This is a genomic window from Methanobacterium veterum, from assembly GCF_000745485.1.
Classification (GTDB): domain Archaea; phylum Methanobacteriota; class Methanobacteria; order Methanobacteriales; family Methanobacteriaceae; genus Methanobacterium_D; species Methanobacterium_D veterum.
In genome coordinates, this window is record NZ_JQJK01000009.1 from 259,882 (window position 1) to 275,384 (window position 15,503).

13 protein-coding genes are annotated in these 15,503 nt (G+C 35.4%); 4 read left to right on the forward strand and 9 right to left on the reverse strand.

All coding sequences use genetic code 11. The features are described from left to right. Positions 1-180: 180 nt before the first annotated feature. Complete coding sequence (locus EJ01_RS04605; RefSeq protein ID WP_048081530.1) at positions 181-1,413, reverse strand: methionine adenosyltransferase; 1,233 nt, start codon at positions 1,411-1,413, stop codon at positions 181-183. 218 nt (positions 1,414-1,631) lie between these two features. Between EJ01_RS04605 and EJ01_RS04610 the strand changes: the two genes are divergently transcribed. Further along, a complete protein-coding gene (locus EJ01_RS04610; protein WP_052375843.1) occupies positions 1,632-2,024 on the forward strand; it encodes a DUF192 domain-containing protein in 393 nt (130 codons plus the stop codon). A 34-nt stretch (positions 2,025-2,058) separates the two neighbouring features. Here EJ01_RS04610 and EJ01_RS04615 read toward each other — a convergent pair whose 3' ends face one another. The 7 genes from EJ01_RS04615 to EJ01_RS04640 form a co-directional block, all read right to left on the reverse strand. Further along, entirely contained in the window at positions 2,059-2,454 is a 396-nt protein-coding gene (locus EJ01_RS04615; RefSeq protein WP_048081531.1) for a HEAT repeat domain-containing protein, read from the reverse strand. 68 nt (positions 2,455-2,522) lie between these two features. Beyond that, positions 2,523-3,101 (reverse strand): DNA polymerase ligase N-terminal domain-containing protein, encoded by a 579-nt coding sequence (locus EJ01_RS04620; RefSeq protein WP_048081532.1) that lies wholly within the window; start codon positions 3,099-3,101, stop codon positions 2,523-2,525. Positions 3,102-3,280: 179 nt separating this feature from the next. Continuing rightward, on the reverse strand, positions 3,281-3,973 hold the full coding sequence (locus tag EJ01_RS04625) for a dihydromethanopterin reductase (acceptor) (RefSeq protein WP_048081533.1): 693 nt from the start codon (positions 3,971-3,973) through the stop codon (positions 3,281-3,283). 208 nt (positions 3,974-4,181) lie between these two features. Then, positions 4,182-5,450 (reverse strand): serine hydroxymethyltransferase, encoded by a 1,269-nt coding sequence (gene glyA / locus EJ01_RS04630; RefSeq protein ID WP_048081570.1) that lies wholly within the window; start codon positions 5,448-5,450, stop codon positions 4,182-4,184. 376 nt (positions 5,451-5,826) lie between these two features. Beyond that, positions 5,827-6,366 (reverse strand): DUF169 domain-containing protein, encoded by a 540-nt coding sequence (locus EJ01_RS04635; RefSeq protein ID WP_331275699.1) that lies wholly within the window; start codon positions 6,364-6,366, stop codon positions 5,827-5,829. Continuing rightward, complete coding sequence (locus tag EJ01_RS18025) at positions 6,363-6,614, reverse strand: DUF169 domain-containing protein (RefSeq protein WP_331275698.1); 252 nt, start codon at positions 6,612-6,614, stop codon at positions 6,363-6,365. The genes EJ01_RS04635 and EJ01_RS18025 overlap by 4 nt, the downstream gene beginning before the upstream one ends. Positions 6,615-6,969: 355 nt before the next feature. Beyond that, complete coding sequence (locus tag EJ01_RS04640) at positions 6,970-8,958, reverse strand: CoB--CoM heterodisulfide reductase iron-sulfur subunit A family protein (RefSeq protein WP_048081534.1); 1,989 nt, start codon at positions 8,956-8,958, stop codon at positions 6,970-6,972. A gap of 318 nt (positions 8,959-9,276) precedes the next feature. Between EJ01_RS04640 and EJ01_RS04645 the strand changes: the two genes are divergently transcribed. After that, on the forward strand, positions 9,277-12,207 hold the full coding sequence (locus EJ01_RS04645) for a molybdopterin oxidoreductase family protein (protein WP_048081535.1): 2,931 nt from the start codon (positions 9,277-9,279) through the stop codon (positions 12,205-12,207). Between the two features lie 98 nt (positions 12,208-12,305). Here EJ01_RS04645 and EJ01_RS16895 read toward each other — a convergent pair whose 3' ends face one another. Next, on the reverse strand, positions 12,306-12,476 hold the full coding sequence (locus EJ01_RS16895) for a DUF2795 domain-containing protein (protein ID WP_084689141.1): 171 nt from the start codon (positions 12,474-12,476) through the stop codon (positions 12,306-12,308). Between the two features lie 495 nt (positions 12,477-12,971). On the opposite strand from EJ01_RS16895, the gene EJ01_RS04650 reads away from it, so the two are divergent. Both EJ01_RS04650 and EJ01_RS04655 read left to right on the forward strand, forming a co-directional pair. Beyond that, positions 12,972-13,526, forward strand: a complete 555-nt coding sequence (locus EJ01_RS04650) for an HPP family protein (protein WP_052375845.1) — start codon at positions 12,972-12,974, stop codon at positions 13,524-13,526. Between the two features lie 279 nt (positions 13,527-13,805). After that, positions 13,806-15,374, forward strand: a complete 1,569-nt coding sequence (locus EJ01_RS04655) for a hypothetical protein (RefSeq protein WP_052375847.1) — start codon at positions 13,806-13,808, stop codon at positions 15,372-15,374. The last annotated feature ends 129 nt before the right edge of the window (positions 15,375-15,503 follow it).

Sequence of the window (15,503 nt, forward strand, 5' to 3'; positions counted from 1 at the left end):
CTTTATATTTGGTCTATACGCTATAAATTTAAATGTTTATAAAATAAATTTTCTATTACTAGAAATTATGCTAATTATATTTAAAATATAGGTTATATAAAACTTATTCGCTAAAAAAAGAGATTAAGGAGGTATATTCAAGCATCATACATTGTATATACCTTTTCACTTAAAATTTGTTTAGAAAGTCCTGATTTTACCAGCCACGAGCATGTCAGTTATGCTTGTTATATTTTCTAACCAGTAATCTGTGACTTCTTCTACCTGCTTGTTAACATTTTCAAGCTGGTATCCATTTTCCAGAATCATTTGAACACTTGCAGCCTTTGGAAGGTTAATTGGTTTTCCTATCTGGCTTAAAAGCATTATATGTACCTGTTTTACCCCTTCAACGTTCTCAGTTATATCATTTGCAATTTTATTTGATAGGAGATTGTATATTTTACCCACGTGGTTTATTGGGTTCTTTCCAGAAGTTGCTTCCATTGACATAGGTCTGTTAGGTGTTATTAATCCGTTAGCACGGTTTCCACGTCCTACAGAACCATCGTCACCCATTTCTGCGGAAGTTCCAGTAACAGTCAGATAAACTGAAGGATTTTCTGGGTCATGAACATCTGCAGTGTTTATGTAAACTTCTACATTTCTTTCTGTGTACTTTTCGGCAAGTTTCTGTACTTCATCGTGTACTTTTGCTTTTACATCGATATAATGATCAAGATCATTAACATATTTTGAAACCATAGCTGAAGCAACTGTAAGCACGATATGGTTATCGTCTCTAAGCCCCATAACCTTAATGTCCTCACCTACTTGAGGATATTTCTTTTTAAAGTCTCTAGAGTTCAGGAGATTTTCTGTAGCAAGTACTATGTTTTCTGTTTCTGAAAATGGCGCGTAACCTACACCGAAGGATGTATCATTGGATGAAGGAGCTTCTCCTTTTCTTTTAAATACATCTGTTAAGTCACCTGATCCATGCCCTATCTTACATTCTACGACGGTAGCAGTTTCAACATCGAGGTTTATTATATTTTCTCTTAGGTATTCTTTTGCAGCGGCTATTGCTATTCTGTCAAGACCCATTTTCTTTATTTCTAATTTTCCATTTTTTTCATTATGGAACTCGGCTATTCCCCTTCCTGTAAGGAGGATGTCCATAGGTTTGATTATGTCTCCACCGCCAAATACTGGGTCTGATTCTCCTGCTGTAATCTGAACCTCATCAGTGTTATGGTGCATTATTTCTCCGAATTGCTCGATATATGCATTGCATAAAGCTCTACTTACGGATTCTGCTATTCCGTCACTGATACTGTCTGGGTGTCCTATACCTTTTCTTTCTACTATCTCTATTTCTTGCTGTTCAATTGGTTTTTGAATGAGCTTTTCAACGAAAATATTTTTTTTCATAAATGTCCTCCCTTTTAACTATACAAATACGTCATAAAATGTAAAGTCAAAGTAACCGTGATCTCATATGTTCTTATTTTTTAAGATATTTAAATATATTCTTACCCTACTAATAAAGAATAGAGTAAAATAATCTAAAAAATTTAATACTTATGATAAATGTTATATGATTATTAAAAATATGTATATAACTTTAATTTACAAAAAGAGGCTTTGAAATGCAGAATTATCCAAATAGTAAACATCTTATGGTAATAAACAGAACTAAATCTACTGTACTTGGTGAAAGTGAAATTGCAGATACATTCTTCTCAAGATTAAGGGGAACAATGTTCAAAAAAGAACTTAAGCGCGGATTAATTTTAAAACTTCCAAATACTAGAAGTCGAAGTGGTTCAGCAATCCATATGTTTTTTGTAAGGTTTCCTCTGGATATAATTTTTGCAGATGCTGATAGAAAAGTAGTCGATGTAGTTTCAATCGATCCATGGAAAACTTATACTCCTAAAAAGCCAGCAAAATATGTCATAGAAATGGAAGAAGGTACTATTGAGTCATCATGTACTGAAATAGGGGATGAACTGGATTTTACGTGTGAAAATGCCAAATAAATAAATAAATTTAAAAATAAGTAATAGGTTGGTTCTATTGTCTTTCTTTTATTGAATTTAGAGCCATCTGAGCAACTTTTTTTACCACAGGGTTTTCATCATTAGACGCTTTTTCAAGTGGATCTATGGCGCTCTCATCTCCAGCTCCAGAAAGGCCTACTGCGGCAGCATACCGAACGCTTGCCCTTTCATCATCCAATGCTTCAATTAAGGGGGCAATAACTTTTTTATCTTCGAAAACGCCAAGCGATAAAGCAGCAGCTTCTCTAACATGACAATCTTCATCTTTCAATGCTTTAATTAGAGGATCTACAGCTTGGGGATCTGCTAATTCTGCAAGAAGTTCTGCAGCATCTTCTCTTCTTCTCCAATCACCATTTTCCAGTTCACCCTTAAGATAATTTAAATCTCTATTTTCTGATTCGGCCAATGCATTACCTCCTAGCTATCATATTTGTTTTTAAACTTTTAAAAACTTATTCATTTTTCACATATTTTTCATATTATGTCCTCGATGGTACGACCACTTAATACAGATTCCGGCTGATCAATCAGGATGTCTTCGCCTGTATCTATCTTATCATCTTTCTTTTTTAAAAGGAGCCAGAATTTTCTGTTTCCTTTTCCTGTACGTATAAGTGCATAGCCTCCCTTAAGTTTATGGCCTTCAAGCCAGATATCTACGTGCCCATTATTAACGGATTCTTCCATATTGACTTCATGCCCCTTTTTTTTATTTAAATTCCTGTAAGTACCAGTATCCCAGACAATTACAGTGCCTGCGCCGTAATTTCCCTCAGGAATAACTCCCTCAAAATCAATATAGTCCAGGGGATGGTCTTCTGTTGGGACTGCAAGCCTTTTTTGGCTTGGATCTGTAGAAGGTCCCTTGGGAATTGCCCATGACTTTAAAACACCGTTAACTTCCAACCTGAAATCATAATGTAGTTTACTTGCATCATGTTTTTGCACTACAAATCTTGGCTTATCTGAAACTTTTTCACTTGTAAATGGTTCGGGAGTCTTTTCAATATCTCTTTTTTCACGATATTTTTTAAGTGAATCTTCTTTTGCCATATTAGCACCGTCTTAAAAATTTTCGAAAAATGGGGATTTATATTATATAGATTCTGTTATAATATTTGGAAAAGAGATTTAATAAAAATTAATATTTTTGTTTGCTGTCCATTAATTTAATATAAAAACTGCAAAATAGAAAATAAAGATTTGTATTGGTGTAATTCTTAAATAATACTCTAAAAAATCTTTTTTAAATCAGAAGGATGCCCTAAAACTTCTATACCTTCAAAGTCATAGAGTTTTTTGGTGTTTTCAATGTCAATTTCCCTCATGTGGATAGTGATTATTTTCCCAGCTGAAATCGCTGAAAAGGGGCATGCTGCTGCACATGCACCACAGCCTTCACATTTAAGGAGATCTATTTCAACCCCTGGAGTTATTGCATTGCCGGGACAAGCTGCTGCAGCGGCACATGGCTCACATTTTTGGCATGTATCTAATTCCAGTTTGGATGGCAGTACAGTTTCAACATCCCCTGATTCAAGATCTACGGGGATTATACATGTTTTAATGCCGCCTTTTCCAGATTGTGCGACTGCATTTGTAACCAGTGAATCTGCAATACCACTTACAATTTTTCCAATTGTATTTGAAGTTGCAGGGGATACAATGAGAAGATCATATTTTCCCAGTGAAAATCGTCCTGTTATAGGATAACTGAACCGTTGGTCTTTTTCTCGGATTAATTCATTGTAGTATCCGCCGGTTATTGTTTCTATTCTTTCATAAAGTCCGTACATTTTAAGAACTTCTTCGCCAGCGGCTGAAAGCAAAACAGTTACATCATGCTTTGTCATTAACTGTTCCACTAATTCCACACTGTCTGAAAGTAAGTGACCTGCTCCTGTAATTCCAAAGGCTATTTTCATCTGATCTCCTCTAATTATACTAAAATCGTAAAGTTTGTAATTTGTTCAATATATGGGGAAAGTAATATTTATAAAATTAGATATTGATTGAGAATTTGATTTAGGTTTGAATTGAGAAATTGAATTGACAGAAAGAGTATAAAAAGTTTAAAAAAGTAGAAATGTGTTGATTGAATGTTAAAAAAGTAGAACAATAATTGATTTCTTTCTAGAAATCAATGTATTTGTAAGCTAAATCTTCTCTGAAACAGTAGTGTACAGTGTTGTACTGGTTCATGAATTCTGTAACTTCAGCTTTAACGTCTTTACCTTCCATGGCTACTTTTTTGATGAACTCTGCAACTTCTTCCATTTGAGCTTCTTTTAATCCACGGCGGGTTATTTCCTGTGTACCAACCCTTATACCTGATGGATCATCGGTCCGTTTACGGTCGTCCCATGGGAGTAAGTTCTTGTTAAGGATGATGTTGTTAGCTTCCATATCTTTTGCCATTTTAGCTGCACTGCCTATTTTTTTAACGTCCATAGCGACCTGGTGGGATTCTGTAAATCCGAGGTCTTCACAGAGGACATCAAAACCAAGTTCATAAAGGCTTTGTGCCAGAGCTTTAGCATTTTTAACGGTTTGCGATGCATAATCTTTACCGAATTCCAGCATTTCTGCCATACTTATGCCTAAAGCAGCTACATGGTGTAAGTGATGATTACTTACAACTCCAGGGAATACAGCAGTATCTATTTTGTTTTTTATATCCTCTTTACAAAGGATTATACCACCTTGAGGACCTGGGAATGTTTTGTGAGTACTTCCAGCAAGGATATCTGCTCCTTCTTTAAGAGGATCCTGGAACTGGCCTCCAGCTATAAGACCGAGTACGTGTGCTCCGTCGTACATAACTTTTGCACCTACTTCGTCTGCGGCCTCACGTGCATCTTCTACTGGGTGAGGGAATAAGAATAAACTACCGCCAAGAAGAACCATTTTTGGCTTATTTTTTATAATTTCTTTTTTCATTGCATCTGCATCGATGTTCATTGTTTCGCTGTTAAAAGGGTGTGATTTAATCCTTAAACCTCTTATTCCAGCAGCACTAACTTCAGCATGGCTTATGTGGCCACCTACAGGCACATTTAAAGCCATGAGGAGGTCATTATAATTTGTAAGGGCAAAAAATGAGGCTAAATTTGCAACAACCCCTGAATTTGGCTGTACATTGGCATGTTCAGCATTAAACAGTTTTTTAGATAGGTCAATTGTTAGATTTTCAATCTCGTCTATGTATTCGCAGCCTTCATAGAGCCTTTCACCAGGTAAACCTTCTGCATATCTGTGGGATAAATCCGATGCCAGAGCTTCCCTTACATCTGTACTGGTTATATTTTCACTTGCAATTAAGTTTATACTATTTTCCATCCACCTGTGATGTTCTTTAGTAACTTCTTTGATTTTAAGAGCATATTTTTGATTTTCGTACATTAATTGTCCTCCATTTTTGACATCAGGAGTACATTTTTCATCTTTAAACATTGATTGCCTCCGAGTAAATGTAACTAAGTAGCTTTACATAACTATGTATAAAATAAATGAGTATAAATACTTTCAAAATTGACTACTTAATTACTGAAAATTCTGATTTTTATTGAAATAGTGGTATGATTTTTCTTGAAAAACTGAATTCTGCAAAATTAAAAGTTTTTTGATAAATTAAGAATATAAAATAAATTCGCTCATATTTTGAATGTTCACAAAACAAATGGTCTGACACCTTGAAATTTTTAATTTAAATTAACCAGTTATCAATAGCATGAAATATAAATGTACACAGACCGGGACATGAGCGAATAAATTAATATCACGTTTCCTTGAAGAATTTTTTAGTTCTCATTTCTTCTAGATTGGACATTATACGGGACAATTCACTTGCAGGTATAGTAGCCATGATATCTTCGGGGTTAATATCCATATGCTGTCTTGAGCCCACATCTCCAAAACCGTAGGTGACTTTTCCAGTCATATAAGGAACTGCAGCCATTGAACTGCATATTGGCCCTGAATCAGCACCTATTCCATGGGCACCAGAATCGTATGCATTTGCGTGGAGTATTTCCATTCCCTGTTTTGCACTGCAGATTACAAATATCACGTCAGGTTCAAATTCGGCCTTTACAAGCGGGGCAAATATAACAGCGTTAAAAATCCCGCATTCTACATTTAAATTATTTTTCCATGAACGTTGAACTGCAGGGGTATTCTTGTAAACTCCCATGGGAACTAGAAATGCACCGCTTTGCATATTTGCAGGACACTCGAAAATCGAAGATTTTCGGTGCATGCAAAAAATTTCATTTTTTGCTGTTACGAAACTTTCAGTTTCGTAAACGTCAAAATTCAAGAATTTTGACAGAACTCTTTCGGGTCTTTAAGTCCAGAATATCTTGCACCGCCCATACATTCCTCTTCTTCAGCAGTTGCATAAAATGTTTCACCTTGCATAGCTTTGTCTACTTTGGCGCAAAATCTAGATTTGCATTCTTCCTTTTCAATATCCCTCGGTTCTTTTACAGACCATTTTATAGCAACTGGATCATTTTCTAATTTCAAGATTTCCTTTAATTTATTTCCAAGTTCATTGTAGTCCATTTTTAACCCCTCATTTACAAGAAACTCCTAAAAACAAATCCTGTTTTAAACTGTCAAAAAATTCCTGATTTTTGATAATTTAATACATTTGATCTTAAATTTATAACGGGATAGTATATACTTTTTGGAAAAAGGGGTTTATAGCTAAAATGAGTATTTTTAAAATGTATTATATATATTTCGGCTATAAAAAGCTTTAAACTTTGTTTAAACATTTTAAACAGCATATTAACAGGAAAATTAGTGGAATATGTATGGCATAACTAAGATGCTAGAAATATATTAAATCAGTTAACAGTTAATTAGTTAAAAATAGTTTGTAAAATAAAAATAATAAAATAAGGGTATTAATCCCTTATTTGGATTGTGCTCCGGTTCCGCCCATTGCAGCTTCAATCTGGGCCATAATCTGGTCAGTTTTGAAGTGGCTCTGGTCCATTGCTCCAGATGGACATGCTGCTGCGCATGTTCCGCATCCGTGACAGAGAGCTATGTTAACGGTTGCATGGCCTTCGTCTATTGCTAGAGCTCCGTATGGACAGAGTTCTACACAAACTGCACATGCACCACATACGTCTTCATCGGTGTATGCAGTAATTGGTTCAATTTCCACTTCACCTTTAACCATTGGAATTGCTGCTCTTGCTGCAGCACCTGATGCTTGTGCTACGGAGTCAGGAATATCTTTTGGTCCTTGTGCTACACCTGCAAGGAATACACCTTCAGTGAGTGTGTCTACAGGCCTGAGTTTTGGGTGAGCTTCCATTAAGAAACCGTCTGCACTCTTGGAGAGCCCGATGGTCTGTCTTAACTCGTTAGCACCTGCTGGTGGTACGAGTCCAGCTGCGAGTACAACCATATCATAGTTGTATTCAGTTACTCTTCCAAGTAAGCTGTCTTCTGCCCTTACTGTAAGGGTCTGGTCTGGGTTTCCGAGAATTGCTGCTGGTCGGCCTCTAACAAATTTGATACCGTATTTTTCTTGTGACCGTTTGTAGAACTCTTCGAATCCTTTACCGAATGCCCTTATATCCATGTAGTAGATAGTGACTTCAGTATCTGGTTCGTGGTCTTTAACGAGCTGAGCGTTTTTCATGGAGTGCATACAGCAAACCCTTGAACAGTACTCGTTACCGACTTTTTCGTCCCTTGAACCGACACATAATATGAATGCAACGCTTTTTGGGTGTTTACCGTCAGATGGTTTTAATACGTGACCTTCTGTTGGTCCTGATGCGTTAATCATCCTTTCGATTTCTAATCCGGTGATAACGTTTGCGTTATCTGCATATCCGTATTCGAGTTTTTCGTTTGCATCAAACTGGTCGTAACCGGTTGCAACGATGATTGTACCAATGTCGAGTTCAACTTCTTCAGCTACCTGATCGTGCTGAACTGCTCCTCTTTCACATATCTGGTCACAGAGACCACATTCGATACAGTAATCTTTATCGATTGTAGCGAGGAGAGGTACTGCTTGTGGGAATGGGATGTATGCTGCTTTGACCATACCAATTCCTTCGTCGAAGTAGTTTGGTATTTCTATTGGGCAGACGTCTACACATGATCCGCATCCTACACAGAGGTCTTCGTCTACGTATCTTGGTTTCCTTTCTACGGTTACTTTGAAGTTACCAATGTATCCGTCTACATCTTTAACTTCTGAGTAAGCTAATAATTCAATATTTTCGTGTTTTCCTGCATCCACCATTTTAGGTGCGAGAATACACATTGAACAATCGAGAGTTGGGAATGTTTTATCTAACTGAGCCATTCTTCCCCCGATGGTTGGGTTCTTTTCGACTAAGTAAGTTTTGAATCCCATATCAGCTAAATCGAGAGCAGATTGAATACCTGCAACTCCTCCACCAATAACCATAGCTGTGTTTGTAACGCTAACTTTTTCAGCGGTTAAAGGTTCTAATAATCTTGCTTTTGCAATTGCCATTCTTGTTAAGTCTTTTGCTTTTTCAGTTGCTGCTTCAGGTTCATCCATGTGTACCCATGAATCGTGTTCTCTTAAGTTTGCAAACTCAAATAAGAATGGGTTTAATCCTGCTTCTGATACACATCTTCTGAATGTTGGCTCGTGGAGCCTTGGTGAACATGCTGCTACTACTACTCTGTTTAAGCCCTTTTCTTTAATATCTTTCTGGATCTTTTCCTGACCTGGGTCTGAACAGAAATATTTGTATTCTTCAGCTACAACAACGTTTGGAAGTGTGGCTGCATAATCTCTAACTGCCACTACGTCAACAACACCACCGATGTTGATACCACAGTGACAAACGTATACACCTATTCTAGGTTCTTCACTAGTTTCTACTTTTTTTTCTTCTGCCATTAGATCACCTTTCACATGTGTGATGAATGATTTTTATGTATATGGGTGTAGGTCTATCAATGATACAGATAAACTTTTCTATTTATTTTTTTATACAAAGTTTATATATGAGAACATTGAAGGCCTGCTGTTTTTCCCGTGAGGGAAATTTATTTAATAAGAATATTGTTCGCCTTTGTACTTAATAAAAATACTCATCGAATTTCATTTTTATTATTAAATTTTGCAAAATTATTAACAATTCTCCTTTTTTATAGCTAATAAACTACATCTTAATAGTAATAAAAATATACAAATTCGTATTAGCGAGGTGATTTTATGAAAAATCCGCCAGGTAGTATAGATGATTTAAATCATGTAAGACAAACACATGATAGTATTAAAGAGGTATGGGGCCAAAGAACTCCTCATAGGGGTGAATGGCCTGTAAGAAAGGATGAAAGGATTCTGGAAGAGCCGGATGAATGGATACAATCAGCATGTCTATTATGCTCAAATGATTGTGGTTTAGATATTGGGGTTAAAGACGGTAAAATAGTGGGCGTTCGGGGGCGTGTAGAAGACCGTGTAAACAAAGGCCGTCTTGGACCAAAAGGACTTCATGGATGGATTGCAAATCAAAGCTCAGAGAGACTTACAAAGCCTTTAATACGGAAAAATGGAAAGCTTGAAGAAGTGAGCTGGGATGAAGCAATGAATCTAATTGTTGATCGTTCCAGGGAAATTAGGGATAAATATACAGGCAATGCATTTGGATTTTATACCACTGGTCAGTTATTTATTGAAGAATATTATAATATAGGGATTATAGGCAAAGCTGGACTGGGAACGCCCCATATGGATGGTAATACTCGATTATGTACTGCTACTGCGGCCCAGGCATTAATGGAAACGTTTGGATCAGATGGACAACCTGGTTCCTATGCAGATATAGATGTCACAGATACGATATTCTTAATGGGACATAATATGGCGTCTCAACAAACTGTTTTGTGGATGAGAATTTTAGATAGGCTCGCTGGAGATGATCCTCCAAAATTGATTGTTGTTGACCCAAGAGTGACATATTCTGCAGAAAAAGCTGATATTCATTTAGCCCCTAAAGTAGGCACAAACGTTGCCTTGATGAATGGAATTCTAAATTTAATGATTGAAGCAGGCAATATAGATCAGGACTATATTAATGCACATACAACGGGGTTTGACAAATTAAAAGAAATAGTTTCCAAATGGACTCCTGATAAAGTAGAAAGTGTTACAGGAGTACCCGCAGATCAATTAAAGCAAACCGCAAAAATTATAGGAACTACCTCAACCTTATTTTCAACGGTATTACAGGGAGTTTACCAGTCAATGCAGGCGACTGCAGCAGCATGTCAGGTTAATAACATGCATCTACTTAGGGGGCTTATTGGAAAACATGGATCTGGAATATTGCAGATGAATGGGCAGCCTACAGCTCAAAATACTCGTGAAACTGGGGATGACGGTGCTTTACCTGCATTTCGTAATTGGGATAATCCTGATCATATAGCAGAACTTGAAAAACTTTGGAATGTAGAACATGGAACAGTTCCTGGATGGGTTCCTCCGACTCATGCCATGCAAATATTTAGATATGCAGAGCAGGGTTCAATAAAAATGCTGTGGATCGTGGCAACAAATCCTGCAGTTTCATTACCTGAACTTGGTAGAATTAGGAAGATACTTTCCAAAGAGGATCTTTTTGTAGTTGTAAATGATGCATTCCTTACAGAAACGGCTGAACTTGCAGATGTAGTGCTGCCTGCAGCTTTATGGGGTGAAAAAACAGGTACGTATACAAATACAGATCGTACAGTGCATATTTCATATAAAGCGATAGATTCACCGGGTGAGGCGAAATCTGATCTGAATATATTCCTTGATTATGCTAAAAGAATGGATTTTCGCGATAAAGATGGGGATCCCCTTCTTAAATGGAATGATCCAGAAAGCACATTTGAAGCATGGAAGAAATGTACAGTGGGCAAATTAGTTGATTATACAGGAATTACTTATGAAAAATTAACTGGGGGTTCTGGTATTCAATGGCCGTGCAATGAAGATCACCCTGAAGGTACTGAACGACTTTATGAGGACAGTAATTTCAGAACTTACCCGGATATTTGTGAAAATTATGGGCATGATCTGGTAACTGGTGCAGTTATAACACCTCAGGAATATAAGGCAAAAGGTTATAACGGCAAAGCAATTTTAAAAGAAGTAGATTACCAGCCTCCACATGAAATTCCTGATGATGAATACCCTCTGTGTTTGACTACTGGACGTGTAGTTTACCATTTCCATACACGTACTAAAACTGCAAGATCACAGGAGTTAAATAATGCAGCTCCTGATGTTTTTGTACAAATATCGGAAGAAGAAGCTGAAAAATACGGTGTAAGTAAAGGAGATAAGCTTGAAATTCAATCAAGGAGGGGTAAAGCACAGGGCCCAGCTTTAATTGGTGATATTATACCTGGACATGTTTTCATGCCGTTCCATTATGGATATTGGGATAACCCAGGGCGTCCAAGAGCTGCAAATGAGCTTACAATAACTGAATGGGATCCTGTAAGTAAACAACCATATTATAAGTATGCTGCAGTAAAAATCAGGAAAATTGAGGAATATAGCCGGCCGGAAGAATCTGAACATGAAGGCTTGGGCGAAAAAATCATAAAACGCATAAAAAAAATGGGGTCTGATGAACAGGGACAAATAAGGCCTGTACAAGAAGAAAAAGTAGCGGAAAAAGAGAAGGAAAAAATTCATATAGCAGATTATATAGGCCTTATTCATCAAAGTGAACAGCAGCTTGAACAGGCATTTAAAGATGTAGCTGAGCATCATAAGGAAGAACCTGACGTTTATGCAGCATGTAATTTGCTTGCATCATGGTCTAAAATTCATTATGGAAAGATTGAAAAATTCAAAGATCATTATTCTGAGCATAAAGAAAATGAACCTCAAGATTTAAGAAAAGAAATTTTCCATGGGCCTCGTTCGGGAGGTGTGGGTCTTGTACGTGACCTCCATGATCTCTGGTTACTTGCAAATGAGAGCCATATATCGTGGATAGTTTTACTTCAAGCTGCAAAGAGTTTAAGGGATAAAGAGCTAGAATCAGTATGTGAAGAATGTGATCAGCAGAATAGGCGCCAAATGGCATGGATTTTGACACGTATTAAACAAGCGGCTCCACAAGCGCTTGTAGTACCATCGTAGGTATTTAATTAAAAACAAGTATACATTGCATGCAATGAAATTAAAACAGCTAAATTTATTGAGATAGAAAAGTGGGATTAGTGGGAAAAATCCCACGTTTATTTTCTTCCTTGTCCCCATGCTTTCTGAACATCAGTAGGAGAGTTAAATTGATCTTGTGGTAATTTTTCTATAGTTTGAATTACATCTTGACTTGCATTATTCTGTTTTGCCTTTTGTACTAAATCTTGTTTACTTGCAGGGTAATTCATACCTTTTAAAGCTTTCATAATCTCCGATTATGATGCCACAAAATCAAAGATTTTGTAGGCTGTCAAAAATCTCTGATTTTTGACGTGACAAAATTGAGGATTTTGTCAGCTTTTTCAATTTCTACAGTCATTCCACCAAGTGCCATATTATCACCTCATTTTATATATTGTTATCTTAATGATAAGATAACGCTAAATAAGCGGTTATTAAATGTTTATTACTTGAAAAAATTAATTAAATACGATTTCAATTTAGCGGCCGTATTTGGGTTATACTTTTGAATATCTTACTTTAAAAATATTACTACTACTTAAGAAAAAGATATTACTTCTAAAATTCAGATTATTATAAAGAAATTTTTAAAAATTTAAATTGAATTTTTCTTAAATTTCTTAAACTTCAATTAAAATATGCTTGTTTAATTGTTTAAATCTTATTCAGGTTGCTAAAAATATGAATGTCAGTCATCATAGTCCTAAATTTTTGAATTTAAATCAGGGGAGGCGGTACTCATGGGAATTTTAGATCCTTTGAAAAAAACAGGGGATTCAGTTGGTGATTGGACTTCAAGGATCCCAGATAGTGTTTGGGCACCGGTTATGGGTGGATTTTTAATATTAGTGGCGGGGATTATAGGTTTAATTGCAGGTCAACCCTGGCTTTTTCCAAGTCTAGGACCAACAGCGTATTTACAGGTTGAAACACCTGAACTTAAAAGTGCTCACTTTTATAACACGATAGTTGGTCATTATGTTGGAATCGCCGCGGGATTAATAGGAATTGCTATTTTCAGTTTATGGAATACTCCTTCAGTTCTTGTTAGCCATCAATTACTTCCTGCGTGGGTAGGCGCAGCAGCAGTTGCTATATTTCTTACTATAATTATCAACATGTTTTTAAGATCTTCCCACCCTCCAGCAGCGGCTACAACTCTTTTAGTGGCTTTAGGAGCTTTCAGAACACCATCTCAAATATCTGCATTAGTTGCAGGTGTTTTAATTATTGCAGTTGTAGGTGAAATACTTAGAAGAATACGAACTGGTGGAGAAAGGCATGATTCTATTTAATCTTATTTTTATTATTAATATTGAATTATTTGGTTAATGTGGAGGTAGTTTAATGTGTATGGCCCGTAAACATATTTATATGTTAAATAAAGGTATTTTATATTCAATAAATCAAATTGGGCTAAAAATAATCAGTGACATTATCCAGTATACCTATGAAAGTTTAAAAATAAATCATGAAGACTATTCTGTTGAATCAGTTATTAAGGGTGAATTGAAATAAAATTACTCTCATATTTAGCTGTTATCTTTAAAATTAAAGATAATATTGCGGTTAATTTGGATAAAGTTAATCACCGCTTTATTCTTGCTTTATTGATATATTTAATATTGGGTATTGCAACCCTATTTTTGCTAAAAGATTACCAGTATCCGTTAAATCCAGACGCAATTTCATATATCTGCATTTCTCAAAAATATGTAAGCGGTGATTTTTCTAATGCAATTAATGGGTATTGGGGACCTCTTTTTTCATGGTTGCTGGTGCCCTTTGCATTCTTTGGATCTAAACCTTTACAATTAGTATACTTGAGCGAAATACTGTCATTTATTATAGGTTTTTTTACATTATTAGGTGTAAGACTATTGTCTTATAAATTTGAAATTGAAGAGAAAATCAGAACAGTTCTAATGTTTTTAATGGTTGTAAGTGTAATATATTTCTGGCTGCGAAGTGTATTTGCAGATCTACTACTTTTATGTGTCCTTATATACTATTTAAACCTTATTTTTAGCCGTAAATATCAAAATAACGTTATATATGGAGTGGGATGTGGAATACTTGGTGCAATGGCATATTTCAGTAAGAGTTATGCTCTGCCTTTTTTTGTAACCAGTTATTTGCTCTTTAATTTTGTTTATTATATTAATGGTATAAGCAGAAAAGAAAAAAAGAAGATACTTAAAAACTTCCTTTTAGGTTTAATTGTATTTTTTACCATAAGTGGGATATGGATAGGAATTATAAGCCATAAATACGATGAATTCACATTTGGAACTACAGGTGACTACAATCAAAAATTAGTAGGTCCTGATTATCAGGGACAGCATTTAATTTACTCTGAACTATTGAAACCACCGAATAAAGCAGCAATTAGTGCTTGGGAAGACCCTACTTTCATTAAAATGAATTCATGGGACCCCCTTAAACTATGGAATTATCAATTAAATCTCATATGGGAGAATTTTAAGGATACTATTAATATTTATCTCTCATTTTCTTTTTTATCAATTATAATAATCTTTATGGCTATATTGATGTATGTCAGACAACCAAAAGATCAAATTTTGAGAAGAAATATACTTTATCCCTTGTTGGCTATTGGGTTATATACTGCAGGATATCTCCTAATTTTGGTTGAGGATAGATATTTATGGATAGTTTATATTCTATTATTATTAATGGGCAGCTATTTACTCACTTTTTTGTTTAAAAATCCATTTTTTAATAATAAGAGAAAAAATATCTTTTTAGTAGCTTTTATTTTATTATTTTCAGTAACATTTGCAGTTAATTTTGTAGGTGCAATTAATGGTACTCCAAACGCTGAAGGGGTCTATCAATTAAGTCAGACCTTAAAAAATGAGTACAATGTGCATGGTAATATTGCATCAAATGACCAATGGCGTAAATCATTGTATATAGCATATTTTACGGGTAGTAAATATTATGGACAAACAGGAAAAAATATTAGCAGTAGTGATTTAGAAGGAGAATTAAAGAAAAATAATATTGATTTTTATATAGTATGGGGCATTTCAGGTAATTCTTCCATTCCAAATGGTTATAAAGAGGTTACTGGTGGAAAAATACCGGATTTAAAGGTATATTCTTTAAAAAGTTATTAGGGCTGTTTTTTTTGAACTAATAGTTACTAAAATATATTAAGCGTCTAATATTAATTTAATCAAATTTTTGAAGGTAAAAAAAGACTTTTAAAATCATTTATTTGGAAAATATCTTGGTTTAATGTATTT

What these genes read in the sequence shown, in the direction of transcription:
- EJ01_RS04650 (WP_052375845.1), top strand. Translation starts at nt 12,972, where the DNA reads ATGGGAATTTTAGATCCTTTGAAAAAAACAGGGGATTCAGTTGGTGAT.
- EJ01_RS04625 (WP_048081533.1), bottom strand. Translation starts at nt 3,973, where the DNA reads ATGAAAATAGCCTTTGGAATTACAGGAGCAGGTCACTTACTTTCAGAC.
- EJ01_RS18025 (WP_331275698.1), bottom strand. Translation starts at nt 6,614, where the DNA reads ATGGACTACAATGAACTTGGAAATAAATTAAAGGAAATCTTGAAATTA.
- glyA (WP_048081570.1), bottom strand. Translation starts at nt 5,450, where the DNA reads ATGTACGAAAATCAAAAATATGCTCTTAAAATCAAAGAAGTTACTAAA.
- EJ01_RS04645 (WP_048081535.1), top strand. Translation starts at nt 9,277, where the DNA reads ATGAAAAATCCGCCAGGTAGTATAGATGATTTAAATCATGTAAGACAA.
- EJ01_RS04620 (WP_048081532.1), bottom strand. Translation starts at nt 3,101, where the DNA reads ATGGCAAAAGAAGATTCACTTAAAAAATATCGTGAAAAAAGAGATATT.
- EJ01_RS16895 (WP_084689141.1), bottom strand. Translation starts at nt 12,476, where the DNA reads ATGAAAGCTTTAAAAGGTATGAATTACCCTGCAAGTAAACAAGATTTA.
- EJ01_RS04610 (WP_052375843.1), top strand. Translation starts at nt 1,632, where the DNA reads ATGCAGAATTATCCAAATAGTAAACATCTTATGGTAATAAACAGAACT.
- EJ01_RS04605 (WP_048081530.1), bottom strand. Translation starts at nt 1,413, where the DNA reads ATGAAAAAAAATATTTTCGTTGAAAAGCTCATTCAAAAACCAATTGAA.
- EJ01_RS04640 (WP_048081534.1), bottom strand. Translation starts at nt 8,958, where the DNA reads ATGGCAGAAGAAAAAAAAGTAGAAACTAGTGAAGAACCTAGAATAGGT.